Genomic DNA, 15279 nt, shown 5'->3' on the forward strand with positions numbered 1-15279 from the left:
TTATGTCGAACGTCAGCGACGAATTGAAAATGCGCACAGACGATCGCGGTGGGGTGTTTGCGAATGCAGCCCCGCCGCCGGAAGGCGACAGCGCCAAGCTGCATCCGCGGTTCGTGCCCTATCTGCTCACGCTCATTGCCGTCGCGATCGCATTACCGCTAAGCTGGAAGATGTGGGTCGCGTACATGGAGGCACCGTGGACCCGCGACGGAACTGTACGCGCCTATGTCGTGACGGTCGCGCCGGAGGTCGCCGGACGGATCGTCGAACTGCATGTCACCGACAATCAGTTCGTACATAAGGGCGACTTGCTGATGGTGATCGACCCGACCAATTACCGGATCGCCGTCGATTCCGCGAAAGCCTCCGTGCAACAGGCACAAGCCAACATCCAGAATGTGGATAGCCAGATCTCGGTCCAACAGGCGCAGATCGGTGCCAGCCAAGCGCAAGTTGACGACGCCCAGGCCGCGCTCGCGTTCGCAAAACAACAAGCATCGCGATATGGTGAACTTGCTCAGCAGGAGTTTGGCAGTGTGCAGATGGCGCAGCAGACCGCTTCTGCACTACGTCAAAGCCAGGCGTCTCTCAAGAACGCTGAAGCAGCCCTTGTCGTTTCCAAACGGCAGATCGATGCTTTAACCGCCCAGCGCGGCAGCGCAGTCGCTTCGCTTGCGCAAGCCAAAGCGGCGCTCGATCAAGCCGAAGCCAATTTCAAGCGCGTAGAGGTGCACTCTCCCGTCAACGGCTGGGTGACGAACCTGTTGGCTCAGCTCGGTGATTACGCCAACGTCGGGCAAGGCGAAATCACGATGGTCGATGCCGATTCATTCTGGGTCGACGCCTACTTCACCGAGAATGTTCTGGCCTCCATCCATGAAGGCGACCGCGCTCAGATCAAGCTGATGGGTCATAGCCAGATCATCGAGGGCCGCGTTCATGGAATGGCACGCGGCATCAACATTCCCAATGCACAGCCCGGCTCGCAGGGACTGGCGACGGTCAATCCGATCTTCACATGGGTGCGACTGGCGCAAAGAGTTCCGGTGCGCATCGAAATTGATAAGCTTCCGGACGGCGTAATGCTGGTCGCAGGTCTTACCGCGACTGTTCAGATCGACAGCCGGACGACGCCAGCCTCCGCTCAAGACGGCAAACGCTAGGCAAGCTGCTGCGAAACGAGAACCGCGCCGCTTCCATTCTCGCCGGGCGCATCATCACAAATTCGCGAGTCATTCCCTCCCGCGGTAAACTTTGACCACAACTGCGGGAACATACGGCACGCGAGAGTCTTCCTCGATAGCAGGCGAAAGCCCGCCAAACAAAACAATAGCCTCGAGGAGAAACGAATATGAACTTGAAAGTCTCAGCAGTGTTGGCCGGTGCGATTGCGTTCGCTGCGGTGGCAGGACCGGCAATCGCCGACCAACAGTCGAGCAAAATGAAATCCGACCTAAACATGAACACTGGTGCATCGAGTGGTGCATCGACGGGCGAGCAAGGAAAAACCTCCGACCGCACGCCTGGAGACACGTCACCGGATCGCTTGCCCGGATCTACGAAGGCCGGTGCTCCAGGAGCGGGAGGTGCGCAGACACCGGAAGGTACTTCCGATCGCACTCCGAATAATAACGAGAACAACGGCAAATAATAAAAATGGAAAGGGCGCCTAAGGCGCCCTTTTCAATCCTTGGGTCTTCTACCTTTTTCAGATGCCGTTAAGCGGCGATGATGACCTTCAGGGCGCCCGTTTGGGCAGCATGGCCGAAAGTGTCGTAAGCGTCCAGGATCTGACCGAGTTTGAAACGATGTGTGATGAGTTTGGTCGGATCTATTTTTTTGGCTTCCACCGTTTTGAGAAGCATCGGTGTCGTTACAGTGTCGACGAGACGTGTGGTGATGCTGATGTTCTGGCTCCAAAGGCGTTCCAGGTGAAGGTCGACCTTGGTTCCGTGAACGCCGACGTTTGCAATCGACCCGCCCGGCGCGATGATTTCCTCGCAGGTCGCGAAAGACGCCGGAATGCCGACCGCCTCAATTGCCGTATCGACACCGCGTCCTCCGGTGAGCTTCATGACGGCTTCCGTCGCACTGCTTCCCGTAGCGGCGACCGTTTTGGTTGCGCCGAAACGCTTGGCCACTTCCAGCCGCTTGCTGTCAGGGTCAATCATGATGATCTCGGCTGGGGCATAGAATTGCGCGGTCAATAGTGCTGCCATTCCGATCGGACCTGCGCCGACAATCGCAACCGTGCTTCCCGGGGCGACCTTGCCATTGAGAACGCCGCATTCGAAGCCGGTCGGAAGAATGTCGCTGAGCATCACCAACGCTTCTTCGTCGACGCCTTCGGGGAGCAGATAAAGGCTGGTGTCGGCATGCGGAATGCGTACGTACTCGGCCTGCGTACCATCGATAGAGTTGCCGAGAATCCAGCCGCCCGTCGTGCAATGCGAATACATTCCCTTGCGGCAATATTCGCAGCGGCCACATGCTGAGATGCACGAAATCAGCACGCGATCTCCCGGTTTGAAGGACGTGACGCCGGCGCCGACTTTCTCGATAACGCCCGTGCCTTCATGTCCGAGAATTCGTCCAGGCGTGCAAGTCGGGACATCGCCTTTCAGGATGTGCAAATCCGTACCGCAAATCGTAGTTTTCGAAATCTTAACGACCGCGTCGGTTGCGGCTTGTACTTCGGGGATAGGACGATCCTCGACGGCTTTCAGGCCTGGGCCTTTGTAAACGAGAGCTTTCATCTGTGTACCCACTCGGCTTTCCATCAATGATGGCGCGCAAGGTACGATCACCTTTGGACTGGCCCTTGACCTAAGTCACATGGCAACATCTCGAAAACGGCCGCCCAAAAACAATCGGGCCCGCCTTGCGGCGAGCCCAATGTGGATCTCTCTTTAAGCGCCGAGGCACTTAAGTCTTATATCAGCGTGGCGTTATTTCTGTCCGACTGTCGGTCAGACCAGCGAGGTAGGCAGCTACGGGTTTCAGCTGATCTTCGCTCAGCGATCTCATCAGCGCTTCCATCGGTGCGAAGTTTGCACGCTCGCCGGTATGGAAGTCCGTCATCGTCTTCAGCAGGTACTCTTCCTGCTGGCCGGCAAGTCTCGGTCGCACATAGTCACCCTGGAAGTGCTCCTGATGGCAGCCCTTGCAGTTCAACTGGACGATGGTGTCGATCGCCTGGTCTTTAATGTTGCCGGAAGCAGCCGGCTGACCGAGGTTCGGCCATTTCTTTTCCGAGAAATAGGTGGCGAGAGCTTCCATGTCGGTCTTCGTCAGAGAGTCAACGATTGCCGACATCGTGTCGTTCTTGCGGTGGCCGTCCTTGAAGTCCAAAAGCTGCTTCAAGATATATTCGCGGCGTTGACCCCAGATGTTCGGTATCGTCTTGTCCATCGGAACGCCGGCTTCGCCGTGGCAGCCCGAACAGACCGCGGCGGCATCCTCTACCGAATCAGCCAAGGCCGCGTGCGGTCCCCAGACGAACGGGAGCGCCAACATCGATGACATCAGTGCAAACTTAAACAGACGTGAGCGTGTTGAACGATTGCGATATGTAGCAAGCACTTCGGGTGTTTCCTGACCACGGTTAGATGGGTTCATGTCTCTTGTGTGACCGCTCATATCGCTCGGTCATCCTCTTTTTGCCAACTTCGGGTGAGCCCTTATAAAGTGACTTTATCACGTTGTCGCGCCATGTTGAAATTTGACGAGGCTTCCGCGCAACAGTGATTATGCACCGTCATTTCTGTGCATCACCCCACCCAAAACACGCGGCGCTGTCTCCCGCAGCAAAAGCTGGCATTCGCCTATAGGTTGTAGGTGGGCGTGTGTTTTCGCCAACTGTTGAGATGTAGCTGCCGATCTTCGGCCTCACGCGATCGATGATCACTACTGATGCGCAGGCGAATCGCTATGGCGGTATTTCTGCCGAACCGCTTTTACCGCATGCGCGCCGTCCGGATGGAGCGAGCCAACAGCAAAGTCCGGGACCCGCAAGCCCGCGCATTCGAATGTCGGCCTTCGAGGAGCTTTAAATTTTTGCCGGGTTTGCGGAGCGCATCTCGCCATGAGCACGGGTCGGCGCTGACGCGGTCGGTTTGTCGCGGGTAACGTTTCGCAGCGCCGTTGCGAATTGAATTTCGGTAACACCGAGAGCGCTGCTCTCACGATCCGAAAATCTTCTTAGCACCCCCACTGGAGACATCATCATGAAGACCATCGCACTCGCAATCGTCATTGCAGTTTCGGTAATCAGCACAGCAGCGGTTGCTTCGCCTGTTGATAACAGCTCTCTCTCAGTCCACGGCGCTTTCGGCGGCAATTCGTATGGTGGCAACTAACGCCATCAGCCTTCTCATTGCCTATGACTTTGGGAAGTCCAATACCGGCAGGTGCGTCACACGCCCTGCCGGTATTTTTATGATCATTGAAAGTTGTCGCCGCCGCTGAAATTCTCATGCCGGCTCCGCTATCCCGCTGGTCGTAGCCGCGACGGCCGCAGCGAACGCCGCACCAGAAGCGAGGAGAAATGCTGTGGCTGCGGACCCGACAACCACGTCGACAAAAGACGATAAGAACTGACCGAGAAATATCGCGACCGAAAGATAAGCGAGGTTTTGTCCGCGCTGCGCCTAAGAGCTGTGTTCAACGGTCATGTGATTGACGAGTGGAACTGCCAGACCGAAGCCGATACCAAGCAACGTTCCTGCGATAGCGGTGAAGAGCGTCGCGTCCATCGTAGCCAAATCGATAAAGCTTAACCGCAAAGCCTCTCGCGCGATTTCCAATCCGTTTGCCGCTTCCCAACAAAAAAGTTGTCTTGAACGGGTGTATAAGCGACCAGCCAACCTCCCTCGCTCGCATGGAGTTTTCGATGACTATCGATTTATGGATCGGCGCCGGGGTTCTACTTGCGACGGCCGCGACCGACGCCGCCTATGTCATGTTCACGGCGTCGGTGGTCTCGCGTCGACCGCTTTCCGCGGCCAACTGGAGCGGCATCTGGTATATGCTGTCGTCGTTCGCGGTCATCAGCTATACGAACAATTGGGTGTATGTCGCGTTCGCCGTCGTCGGGTCGTGGATCGGCGCCTATGTTACGCTCAGATACTTTCACAAAGAACCGAGCCACCCACCGGCGCCGTTGCGGCCAGAAGCTTAGCCGTCCATCGGCTTGCCGATTCACTCAGCCGCTGGCGATGTCTGCATGAGGCGGGCGATCGCCGCGTCGGCATAGGTTTCAAGCTCCGGGAGAAGCACAACGCTTTCCTGTTCATTCGGGTCGGTGCGGGCGATGACCGCTGATATGGGCTTGTTGCTCAGATTGATCGGAAGATGGGGAACACCCGCAGGAATGTAGAACAAGTCACCGGCTTTCGTGACGGCCTGATACTGAAGCTTGTTGCCATAGAGGGCGATGGCTTCACCCTCCAGAACGTAAATCGCCGTTTCATGATTGGCATGCATGTGGGCCTTGGCCCGGCCGCCTGGCGGAATGGTCAGCAGGTGCATGCAAATGCTTTTCGAGCCCACAGTCTCGGCCGCTATGCCGCAGAAGTAGGTTAGACCCTGCTTGCCGTCATAGGTATCGTCGGGGCGCACAAGGTGGCAAATCTGTTCTGAAACATCGCTCATCCCAATCATCTCCTTGTCGAGATAGGGCCGCCGGCTAATGCTGAATTTATGGGGTCTCAGCGATTTTGCCAGTCCCCCATCCGGCGTTGTTTTCCCCCAAGGGTCGTACTGAAACTTTCCGAGGTCTCAAAAATATGTCGATACGCTCACAGCTTCCGGATAATGAGGCCGCATGACGGCGTTTGACAGCGATTTCGAAATTTTCCTTGTCGTCCCCCCTGGGCTTGAGGCCGCACTGCGCGACGAAGCGCGGGCGAACGGTTTCAAGAAGGCCGCAATCACGTCAGGCGGCGTGACCGTGCGGGGCGGTTGGCCGGACGTCTGGCGCGCCAATCTCGAACTCCGAGGCGCAACGCGCATTATCGCACGCATCGCGACGTTTAGGGCTTCGCACCTCTCCGAGCTTGATAAGCGTGCGCGTAAAGTGGCGTGGGGCGGTGTCCTGCGCCGAGACCGGCCTTTCCGCGTCGAAGCCTCGTGCAAAAGTTCGAAGATCTACCACTCGGGTGCTGCCGAACAGCGCATCGAACGCGCAATCCGCGAGGAACTCGGCGCGCCATTCGATCCCGATGCCGCCGTTTGCGTCAGAGCGCGGATCGAAAACGATATCTGCGCCATCGGCGTCGATACTTCGGGCGATCTCCTGCACAAACGTGGACATAAGCAGGCCGTGAACAAGGCCCCGATGCGCGAGACGCTCGCGGCGCTGTTCTTGCGACTCTGCGGGTTTGATGGAGGTGAACCTGTCGTCGATCCCATGTGCGGATCGGGCACGTTCGTCATCGAAGCGGCGGAAATTGCGGCGGCCCTAATGCCCGGACGCACACGTCATTTTGCCTTCGAAGAGTTGGCAAACTTCGACGCCGCAACGTGGCAGAAACTGCGCGACGCGCGAAAGCCGAAAGTGCCGACGGTGAAATTTTACGGTAGCGATCGCGATGCCGGGGCGATCAACATGAGCCGCGCCAACGCCGAGCGCGCGGGCGTTTCAGAGTTCACAGAATTTCGTCAGCAGGTGATCAGCGATCTCACAGTGCCAATCGGGCCACCCGGACTCGTTATCGTCAATCCGCCGTACGGGGACCGCATCGGCAATAAGAAACAGTTGCACGCGTTGTATCGATCGCTGGGGGAGACATTGAAGGCGCGCTTTAATGGCTGGCGCGTGGGTGTCATTACGAACGAAGCGGCGCTCGCAACAGCGACCGGTCTGCCATTTTCGAAACCGATTGGGCCAATCTCGCATGGCGGCCTGCGCGTTTCGCTGCACCTGACCGCCCCACTCTGACACACGGGCGCAGGAGATAGATTAAGCCGCCGATGCGTCTTCAACCGGATAGGACTGCCACCTCGCGGGCCAATCGACGTGGCCCACGGCTGAAGCCGATGGACGCAGAACATCGGCCGTTTCGTCTCCAAGCTGAATGCTCAGAACGTCCTGCTTGGCGTCGAGTTCTTCATGCCAATCTGCAAGCGACGCCGACAGATGGTATGTCCCGGGCCGGATCGGCAATGCCTGTGCGTGGCATCGGAGCGTTCCCGAAGTCATTCCCTTTGTGACTTCGTTGGATGCGTGGAAGCGATTGTCCGAGCCCCAAAGAGGTTCGCCCGTGTCGGCGCGAAGCATGACGCCACCGACCGGCTTCGAGATAGGTCGCGGGGAAATGAAGCCGATGTTGACGATTAGTTCGCCGTCAACGAGCGCCTCTCGGTTCACGATGATCGAAGTAATCGAGGGACGCGAGAGGTTTGCGGGAAAGGAAATCGAGTCAGCCACGCTGCTGGCATTGATGTAACGCCGAGCGACGACTTCTACTGAAGCGTCGCTTGCTATCTTTCCGCCTTCGAGCAACAGGCCGCGATTGCATAATGCCCTGACCGCTGCGAGATTGTGACTGACAAAGAGAACGGTGCGGCCTTGTCCAGCCACGTGCTTCATCTTACCGAGGCACTTCTGCTGAAATTCAGCATCGCCGACGGCGAGAACTTCGTCGACCACCAAAATTTCCGGCTCCAGGTGCGCCGCGACGGCGAATGCGAGACGAACGTACATACCGCTGGAGTAACGCTTTACCGGTGTGTCGAGAAATTTCTCAACCTCCGAGAAGGCGACGATTTCATCGAACTTTCGGCGAATTTCGGCGTGTTTCATGCCAAGGATGGCGCCGTTCAGATAGATATTCTCGCGCCCCGTCAGCTCAAGATGAAAGCCCGTTCCCACTTCAAGGAGGCTTGCGACGCGGCCTCGGATTTCAACTCTTCCTGCACTCGGCTCGGTGATCCGCGACAGGATTTTCAGCAGTGTCGATTTCCCCGCGCCGTTGCGCCCGACGATACCGACGACGTCGCCGCGCTTCAGTTCGAACGAGACGTCTTTCAGCGCCCAGAAATCCTCGACCTGATCACCGGCAACGAGCTGCCGCCCGCGCGCGACATCCATTCCTGTCCGCGCCCAATGCTTCAGGACCTTTACGGCGACATCGCGCAGGGCCGTGTAGCGCTCCGGCCGGTGATGGCCGATCAGATATTTTTTTGAGAGGCCTTCGGCACTGATGACAACATCACTCATCTCGGGAGTTCTTCCTGCGATCTTAGACGAGGTCAGCGAATGAGCGCTCGGTCCGGCGGAAGTATCGGATGCCGATCCAAAGCATGAGCATGGTAACACCGAGACTTACCGACAGGCCTGGGAGGTAAAGTCTGCTGGCATCGCCCAGAAGGCACCATCGGAAGCCGTCAATCACTCCAACTACAGGATTGAGACTGTACCAAACGCGAATACTCTCGGGCACTACCTCACTGGAGAAGCCAACCGGCGATACATAGAGTCCGAATTGAATGACGAACGGAATGATGTATCGCATATCTCGGTATTTGACGTTGAGTGCCGTAATCAACAGCGCCGGTCCAAGGCTCGCGGCAATTGCAAAAAGCGTGAAGAACGGCAGGAATATAATGCGCCAATTCGGCAGACAGCCGTACCAAGCCATCAGCAAGAACAGGATTGTCAAGTTTGCGAGAAAATCAACGAGTGCCACGACTCCGGCGGAAGCTGGAACGATCATCCGCGGGAAATAGACTTTGCTGATAACGTGCGCGCTTGTAATCAGGCTGTTCGATGCTTCGCTCAGCACGCTCGAAAACAAGAACCAGGGCAGCATTCCGGCGAATACAAGGATCGGATAAGGAACGCCTCCGTCGCTCGGCAGCTTTGCCAGCTTTCCAAACACAACGGTGAAAACGATCATCGTCAAAAGTGGACGAATGATCGCCCAAGCAATACCGATGACGGTTTGCTTGTATCTGACCGCGATATCGCGCCACGCTAGGATGGCGAACAGCTCGCGATAATGCCAAAGGTCGGACCAATAGTTGCGCTCAGCGCGCCCTGCTTCGAGGACGAGCAAACGCGGCATTCGATCTGCTGGCGAAATCGCGGGTCTCTTCGATGTTTGGGATGGAGAGAGAAACGCACGCATCAAATCGCGTCCAGCGGGTAAGCTGGTGGCGGCTTCGAAATGCGAAAGGGAAAAATCTACCGAACTGCGGGTGAATCGCTTCACCTGACAGAGAAAACTGGCATCGGCCGTTTCAATCGCTGGAACGCGAACCGCGCCTGCAAATGCACTTGTGCAGAGCGTCGCGCCCAGCGTCAACGATTTTTTTAACAATTTACCAGTTATCGCGGCGCATATGCTGCGTCGCTATCGCTATATGTCGAGATCGCATCTGGTGAACATTGCTACCCGACCGCATTTACCAAGTCGATGAATCGAGCCTCGCAAAACAAATATATGCAATACATACTATCCGTGTACGTTTTTCTATTTCCCTCGTCGGCCCCGAAGGACCTTTCTCTATTTGGGGTGTAAAAAAATACGCGACCAAAGATTGCTACACGCTGGATACTCAACGCTTCAAATTAGTGTGCGATCTTTGTCGGACGTTTAGAAACGATCCATCAACTTTGTTCGAGATTTCGTCTGCGCAAGAGAATTCGTCTGTCTAAGGCTGAAGAGAGAGCCTCGAATTTTCTCCTAATTTATTCACGAATTGAGCATTTATATCAAACTGGGGACGCCTCGATCGTGGTTGGCGAAACGCATGATATTGCGATTGCGGCGCGACGATTGCGTAAGACGCGTTTTTTGCGGTATCAGAATGAGCGGGCGACTGGGGTGCACACGAACGATCTGCCGGTCTTTCTCGTCAACCCAACGCGCTTTCCTGAGCTTACGGAAGAGCCTGAACCCGAGCGCGACTTCCGCGCCAAGCTTGCGCTGCTTTATGCACAATCGGCTGCAGCGCTGGCACCGTACGCCAACGCAATCAAAGCTCACCTCGCCGGCCTTCGCACACATCTTTATGATCTTCCCGCTCTTTGGCGGCGCGATAGCGTCAAAGAACAAATTACAAAGCTCGCGGTCGCCGCATTCCTCGTCTCGCTCGCTCTTCTTTCGACGCTCGACCGTCCGCAACAGCCAATAAAGAACGCTACAGCTGTCGCACCGGAGCCGCCACCACCGGCATTCGACCTCGATCAAAGACTCGCCTTTGCACAGAACCTTCGCGATAGGCTGCTCTCGAATGCCATCACTCTCAGCATGCAGACGGCGACGCCGGCTCTTGCACCTTTGCCCACGCTCGCGCCTTTACCGATCGATCGCGACGCGAGCCAAATTTCAACCGAGGCCGAGCAATCTGAAACACCAACTGTTGGCGGCGATCAAGAGACGAGCAGGATGGCAGTTCCACAAATCGCTGCCGATGACGATGCGAAGTGGCGTTTCCCATTCGATAGCCAGCCCTATGTTGCTGGCAGCCTGCCTCGATCGCCAGACGGCTCGTTTCGTGCCGAACTCGCGATGTCGGATGTCATGGCTGACAGAAGCAATCGGGCAAGCATCGCTGAGAACGAGAATGAGGATGCGTCAGCCGCAGTGGCACCAAAAGTAAAACAGGACAAGCCCACAAAGCGGAAGAAAGCCGTCGCGCAGAAACGGCGAGCACCCCAGGACAATCAGATGACGGCGGCCGCGGCACCACAACCGACCGGCGTTCCTTGGGAACCCAATCTGCCGCCGCCGCCTATCTTGTTTTTTCTTGGAGCGCCGCCGCCGCAGTCTGCACAGCCGGTGCAGACACCGCCGTCAGCTGCGCTAGCGCCAGCGGCGACCAAGGCGCCGCCGCCAGCCCCGCCACCGGCAAACAAGCCGTGGGTTCCGAATTCGCTTTCGGACGTCTTCAAGGACGCTTACTGACGAAAGCCCGCGCCGCTGGCGCTATTTACCCAACCTCGACTTCGCTGATCTGCAGAACCGGCGAGAGATCGGTGTAATTGGGAATATCCGCCAGGATTTCACGCGCATGCGGCCCGAAGCCTGACTGAAACGCCTCTACGGAGTCACAGAAAATGTGGCACATGCCGATGTAGGTGGGCGGCGTACCGGGAGCTGCGCCAGCAATGCCTCTATCGACCGTATAGTACTTGCAGGTATCGCCCATCTTTGCTTTCACCATGGGCATGTGCTTGTCGCGATAATAGTCGTGGTCAAACCGGGCATTTGGCGTGTTCGGATACATGACGCTGACTTTGATCAAAGGGCGTTCCTTTCATTTTTTCACTGTCTTCAACGAACGCGGGCACACCATCGCGACCACGCTTAATCACATTTGCTTCGCGAGTAAGGTACGAACCACCGGCGCAACTTCCGTCCCGAGAAGCTCGATCGATTTCCTCATCGCAACGTATTCCGCCGATGCAGAGCTCATTTGAAATGTGAAACGATCGACGCGACCGAGGACCTCGCTCGCCTCGACGATTTTCTTTGCGACAGTGGCCGGATCACCAATCAGGAAAGCGCCGCCCGGTCCACACATCGCCTCGAACTGCGCGCGCGAAACCGGTGACCAGCCCCTCTCCCGTCCAATGTCCGTGAACATCCGCGCCCAGCCCGGAAAAAAGGTATCTTTCGCTTGGTCTGCGGTATCCGCAACGAAGCCCATCGCATGGACGCCGACACGCAGATGTTGTGGAGGATGGCCGGCGCGCGCGTAGGCTTGGCGGTAAAGATCAATGAGCGGGCGAAATCTACGAAACTCGCCACCAATGATAGCGACCATTAACGGCAGACCGAGTTCTCCGGCGCGGGTGAACGATCTCGGCGTACCGCCGACGCCAATCCACACAGGCAGCACATCTTGGTGGGGGCGTGGATAGATGCCTTGGCCGGAAAGCGCCGGGCGGAACTTTCCCGACCAATTTACATTTGTGCTCTCCCGTATCTTCAGGAGCAGTTCAATCTTCTCAGCAAAAAGAGCGTCATAATCTTCAAAGCGCATCCCAAAGAGCGGATAGGCTTCTCCGAAGGACCCGCGCCCGACGACGAGTTCGGCGCGTCCCTTCGATATCAGGTCGAGCGTGGCGAATTCCTGAAACACGCGAACGGGGTCGGCGGCGCTCAACACTGTTACGGCGCTGGTCAGTCGTATCGATTTGGTACGAGATGCGGCGGCCGCAAGGATGATCGCGGGAGCCGAATCGAGAAATTCGGGACGGTGGTGCTCACCAATGCCGAAGACATCGAGGCCTGCGCGATCCGCGACTTCAATTTCTTCCAGTAAATTCGCCAATCGGTCTGTCGGAGACAAAGTCCCGACGGTCGCAGCCTCTGGCATGATTGCTGCAAAACTGTCTACGCCAATTTCCATTCAGGCCCTTTCGGAACGAGTTCTTGTGCAATGCAGAGGCGGATTTCAACGAGCGAAGGCGACGTCGAGACTCCTATCATGGGACAATTCCGCCGCGACATTAACCACCTGTTTACGTTGTTCTTGATGGAGCACGGCACCCGTTTTAGTCGCTTCAACATGTGTTTGCGTAGGAGACGTCCATGCAATTTGTGGTCGATTGTTTCATCGTCGTTTGGCACTGCGTCGGCGGTGGCGGTGCAGGCGATCCCGGAGGCCCACACCCGGCTCCGGAAATCAATGCCGCCAGCAGTGTCGCGGCGATCGCGCTTCTCCTTAGCGTCGGCGCCATTGTCTATCGCCGCATGCAGCAAACACAGTAGCGATAATCTGGCAGCCTCTGCCATCGCATGGCAGGCATGCTTCGCATGTTGAAAGCTGCCTCTCATCCCGCTTGGCCCTCGGTTCGAATTGTGTCGACGATGGCGCTTGTCGTCGTCGAAATGCTGACGATCCGACTCTTTACACCTCTTCCGGATGTCTGGGGCATCTGGCCAGTTGTCGGCGTTGTCCAAGCTGTTCCGAAAATACTTCTGCTAGTGGCCGCAATTTTTGTGGTTGTCGGCTGGTCCAAGCGCAGCGCGATCCTCGCAGCCTTCAATCAAGATGCAGACCCGGTGCAGATATCAGCGACAGCCGCAATCAGCGCGGCTGCGATGTTGGCCGCTTTTCTCGCGCGCGGACTCCTCGCCCAGGCTCCTCCAGGCGCTGATGCCTTTCTTGCTTATCTCTATTCGGCGTTATTCCTGACGGCGATAACGTCGCTCGTCCTTGTCGCTGCGCCGCTAGGCTTTTGGCGAGAGATCGTAACGTTTTGCAAACCGGAACTGATGCTGGCGCTCGGACTGGGTCTCTTGGGATATGTCACTGGCGCAACCCTCGATAGAGAGCGCGGCAGTTTATTATCGGAAGACAATTGGGCTGAGCTTTCTGACGCCACCCTGCAGTTGTCGTACTGGATCCTCAAGCACTTCGATCACAGCGCTTTCATGGACCCGGCTACGCGCGTTCTCGGCGCCGGCGATTTCAGCGTCAGGATCTTTGCGGCATGTTCCGGTTACGAAGGCATGATGCTGATCGCAGTGTTCGTCGTAGGATATATCGTGATCTTCCGTCGCTCGCTGAAATTTCCCAACGTCTTTTTGCTGTTCCCGTTGGCGATGGGCGCAATCTGGCTCCTCAACAGCCTGCGGATTGCGCTGCTGGTCTTCATTGGAGCGAACTTTTCGCCGGATATCGCGCTCGGAGGATTTCATTCGCAGTTCGGCTGGATCAGCTTCTTACTCATCGCAATCACGATCATGACGGTTGCGCAGAAGCTCGCTTTCTTCGGTAAGAGATCACCGATCATGGCAGCGGCGATGTCAAATGCAGCCAACGCGGCGCGTGCTCGACAAGCCGCCGATTCCAATCCAGCGCTTATCTTTCTTATACCGTTTATCGCACTGATGGCCGGTCAAATCGTGACTCGCATTGCGGCGCCTCACGACTATCTGCTTTATCCTATTAAAGTCATTGCAGTGTTTGCGGCGCTGTATGCCTTCCGGAACGTCTATAAGCAGCTGCTGGGCACTCCGGATGCTGTCTCGGTTTTGATTGGCGGGATGGCGGGTGTGCTGTGGATCGCGACTGACCCAGGTGCCGGCAGCCACACGCCGCTGGAGCAGTCGCTTTCGGAATTCTCGCCGATCATGGTCGCTCTCTGGCTCGCGTTCAGAGGCCTCGGCACCATCATCATGGTTCCGATCGCGGAAGAGCTGGCGTTCCGCGGATATGTCTACCGCGTCCTACAGGCGGCAAAATTCGAGACAGTCGATTTTCGGGCATTCGGACTCGTTGCCCTCGTCGTCTCTTCGAGCTTGTTCGGACTGATGCACGACCGGTGGCTTGCGGCAGCATTGGCCGGTGCGCTTTACGCGCTGTTGATGATCCGCCGAGGCCGGATCGGCGACGCGATCGCGGCACACATGACAACCAATGCCGTCATTTTCACGTGGGCGGTAGTCGCCGGACAGTGGTCGCTTCTTTAACACAACGCTGCAAGGCGGCCCCCATTCATCAGGCCGCCTCTTTCGCGAAGATCAAGTCGAGCTGCGTCTCGAACAATTCACCGATATTGACCGGATGCGCCCGATCGAGAAACTTGTTGATGACGATACCGGCCCAGACCGGCGCCAAAAGCAAGTACGGGTTTTTGACTAGACGATCATCCTTGAGTTCGCCTGATTTCCGCGCAGCCATGGCCAGCCGCTTCACCTTCTGAAGGAGCGGCTCGATGACGTCGCGCCGGTAGATCTCGGCAATGGCCGGAAAACGCACACCCTCCGTGATGACCATACGGGCGATATCCGCACGGCTCTTCTTCTCGATCTGGTGGATAGAAACGACGAGCGTCCGGCGGAGAAAATCTTCGACACTCTCGTTCGGCGCGCGCTTGGCGTCGTCCGTATCGATGTGAGCGTTTACAATTTCCTGCTGCACGACGGCCGAGAACAGTGCTTCCTTGGCGATGAAATAGCGATAGATCAGGCCCTTTGCGACGCCTGCGCGCTTCGCCACAGTCTCGATGGTGGTGTTCGCAAACCCCTTTTCCAGAAACTCCGCCAGCGCCGCATCGACGATTGACTGTCGCGTCATGGCGGTCTTTTCCGGGCTGGCTCCGCGTCGGCGAATGACCGGCGGGTCGTTGCGGACAAGATTGGTGACGGCGGATTGTGTACTTTTTTGCATGTCGCCTCACTTCGTGAATCGGCTTATGCGGCCACGCACTCGATTTTGGATGGATACCTATGCGCCCCACGCATTATCAGCGTTGAGCGTTTGTCTTGACAAAAGTGACCGCGAAGTCATTTATACCTAGTTGAGGGCAATGTTCAA

At 56.9% G+C, this 15279-nt stretch carries 16 protein-coding genes; 8 read left to right on the top strand and 8 right to left on the bottom strand.

The genetic code is table 11. From position 1 onward, the window contains the following. Positions 1 to 2: 2 nt before the first annotated feature. Entirely contained in the window at positions 3 to 1163 is a 1161-nt protein-coding gene (locus ACLB1Z_RS16965; protein ID WP_409560894.1) for an HlyD family secretion protein, read from the top strand. 188 nt (positions 1164 to 1351) lie between these two features. After that, complete coding sequence (locus ACLB1Z_RS16970; protein ID WP_409560895.1) at positions 1352 to 1651, top strand: hypothetical protein; 300 nt, start codon at positions 1352 to 1354, stop codon at positions 1649 to 1651. 67 nt (positions 1652 to 1718) lie between these two features. Here the strand turns inward: ACLB1Z_RS16970 and ACLB1Z_RS16975 are convergent, their stop codons facing one another. Together ACLB1Z_RS16975 and ACLB1Z_RS16980 are read right to left on the bottom strand one after the other, a co-directional pair. Next, the gene (locus ACLB1Z_RS16975; RefSeq protein ID WP_409560896.1) at positions 1719 to 2756 is read right to left on the bottom strand and encodes a zinc-dependent alcohol dehydrogenase family protein; all 1038 of its coding nucleotides are present in this window, start codon (positions 2754 to 2756) and stop codon (positions 1719 to 1721) included. A gap of 181 nt (positions 2757 to 2937) precedes the next feature. Then, positions 2938 to 3525, bottom strand: a complete 588-nt coding sequence (locus ACLB1Z_RS16980; RefSeq protein WP_409560897.1) for a c-type cytochrome — start codon at positions 3523 to 3525, stop codon at positions 2938 to 2940. A gap of 701 nt (positions 3526 to 4226) precedes the next feature. On the opposite strand from ACLB1Z_RS16980, the gene ACLB1Z_RS16985 reads away from it, so the two are divergent. Then, positions 4227 to 4358, top strand: coding sequence for a hypothetical protein (locus ACLB1Z_RS16985; RefSeq protein ID WP_409560898.1), 132 nt, complete (start codon positions 4227 to 4229; stop codon positions 4356 to 4358). Positions 4359 to 4891: 533 nt separating this feature from the next. Then, on the top strand, positions 4892 to 5179 hold the full coding sequence (locus tag ACLB1Z_RS16990) for a hypothetical protein (RefSeq protein WP_409560899.1): 288 nt from the start codon (positions 4892 to 4894) through the stop codon (positions 5177 to 5179). Between the two features lie 20 nt (positions 5180 to 5199). Here ACLB1Z_RS16990 and ACLB1Z_RS16995 read toward each other — a convergent pair whose 3' ends face one another. Further along, the gene (locus tag ACLB1Z_RS16995) at positions 5200 to 5652 is read right to left on the bottom strand and encodes a cupin domain-containing protein (protein ID WP_409560900.1); all 453 of its coding nucleotides are present in this window, start codon (positions 5650 to 5652) and stop codon (positions 5200 to 5202) included. A gap of 172 nt (positions 5653 to 5824) precedes the next feature. Between ACLB1Z_RS16995 and ACLB1Z_RS17000 the strand changes: the two genes are divergently transcribed. Next, positions 5825 to 6940: a class I SAM-dependent RNA methyltransferase gene (locus ACLB1Z_RS17000; RefSeq protein WP_409560901.1), complete on the top strand. Its 1116-nt coding sequence runs from the start codon at positions 5825 to 5827 to the stop codon at positions 6938 to 6940. A 21-nt stretch (positions 6941 to 6961) separates the two neighbouring features. Here the strand turns inward: ACLB1Z_RS17000 and ACLB1Z_RS17005 are convergent, their stop codons facing one another. Both ACLB1Z_RS17005 and ACLB1Z_RS17010 read right to left on the bottom strand, forming a co-directional pair. Beyond that, on the bottom strand, positions 6962 to 8221 hold the full coding sequence (locus ACLB1Z_RS17005) for an ABC transporter ATP-binding protein (protein WP_409560902.1): 1260 nt from the start codon (positions 8219 to 8221) through the stop codon (positions 6962 to 6964). Positions 8222 to 8243: 22 nt separating this feature from the next. Further along, positions 8244 to 9068, bottom strand: coding sequence for an ABC transporter permease (locus ACLB1Z_RS17010; RefSeq protein WP_409560903.1), 825 nt, complete (start codon positions 9066 to 9068; stop codon positions 8244 to 8246). A gap of 672 nt (positions 9069 to 9740) precedes the next feature. Between ACLB1Z_RS17010 and ACLB1Z_RS17015 the strand changes: the two genes are divergently transcribed. Further along, on the top strand, positions 9741 to 10913 hold the full coding sequence (locus ACLB1Z_RS17015) for a hypothetical protein (protein ID WP_409560904.1): 1173 nt from the start codon (positions 9741 to 9743) through the stop codon (positions 10911 to 10913). 25 nt (positions 10914 to 10938) lie between these two features. On the opposite strand, the gene ACLB1Z_RS17020 is transcribed toward ACLB1Z_RS17015, so the two are convergent. Both ACLB1Z_RS17020 and ACLB1Z_RS17025 read right to left on the bottom strand, forming a co-directional pair. Next, positions 10939 to 11253, bottom strand: a complete 315-nt coding sequence (locus tag ACLB1Z_RS17020) for an EthD family reductase (RefSeq protein WP_013949323.1) — start codon at positions 11251 to 11253, stop codon at positions 10939 to 10941. Between the two features lie 66 nt (positions 11254 to 11319). Continuing rightward, positions 11320 to 12363 carry an LLM class flavin-dependent oxidoreductase gene (locus ACLB1Z_RS17025; protein WP_409560905.1) on the bottom strand — a complete coding sequence of 348 codons (1044 nt, stop codon included), beginning with the start codon at positions 12361 to 12363 and terminating at the stop codon, positions 11320 to 11322. A gap of 182 nt (positions 12364 to 12545) precedes the next feature. Here ACLB1Z_RS17025 and ACLB1Z_RS17030 point away from each other — a divergent pair, with 182 nt between their 5' ends. Together ACLB1Z_RS17030 and xrtE are read left to right on the top strand one after the other, a co-directional pair. Next, the gene (locus ACLB1Z_RS17030; protein WP_409560906.1) at positions 12546 to 12725 is read left to right on the top strand and encodes a hypothetical protein; all 180 of its coding nucleotides are present in this window, start codon (positions 12546 to 12548) and stop codon (positions 12723 to 12725) included. Between the two features lie 45 nt (positions 12726 to 12770). Further along, positions 12771 to 14432 (top strand): exosortase E/protease, VPEID-CTERM system, encoded by a 1662-nt coding sequence (gene xrtE, locus ACLB1Z_RS17035; protein ID WP_409560907.1) that lies wholly within the window; start codon positions 12771 to 12773, stop codon positions 14430 to 14432. Positions 14433 to 14460: 28 nt separating this feature from the next. Here xrtE and ACLB1Z_RS17040 read toward each other — a convergent pair whose 3' ends face one another. Then, positions 14461 to 15132, bottom strand: a complete 672-nt coding sequence (locus ACLB1Z_RS17040) for a TetR/AcrR family transcriptional regulator (protein WP_409560908.1) — start codon at positions 15130 to 15132, stop codon at positions 14461 to 14463. Positions 15133 to 15279 lie beyond the last annotated feature (147 nt).

Source organism: Hyphomicrobium sp. MC8b, from assembly GCF_905067615.1.
Classification (GTDB): domain Bacteria; phylum Pseudomonadota; class Alphaproteobacteria; order Rhizobiales; family Hyphomicrobiaceae; genus Hyphomicrobium_B.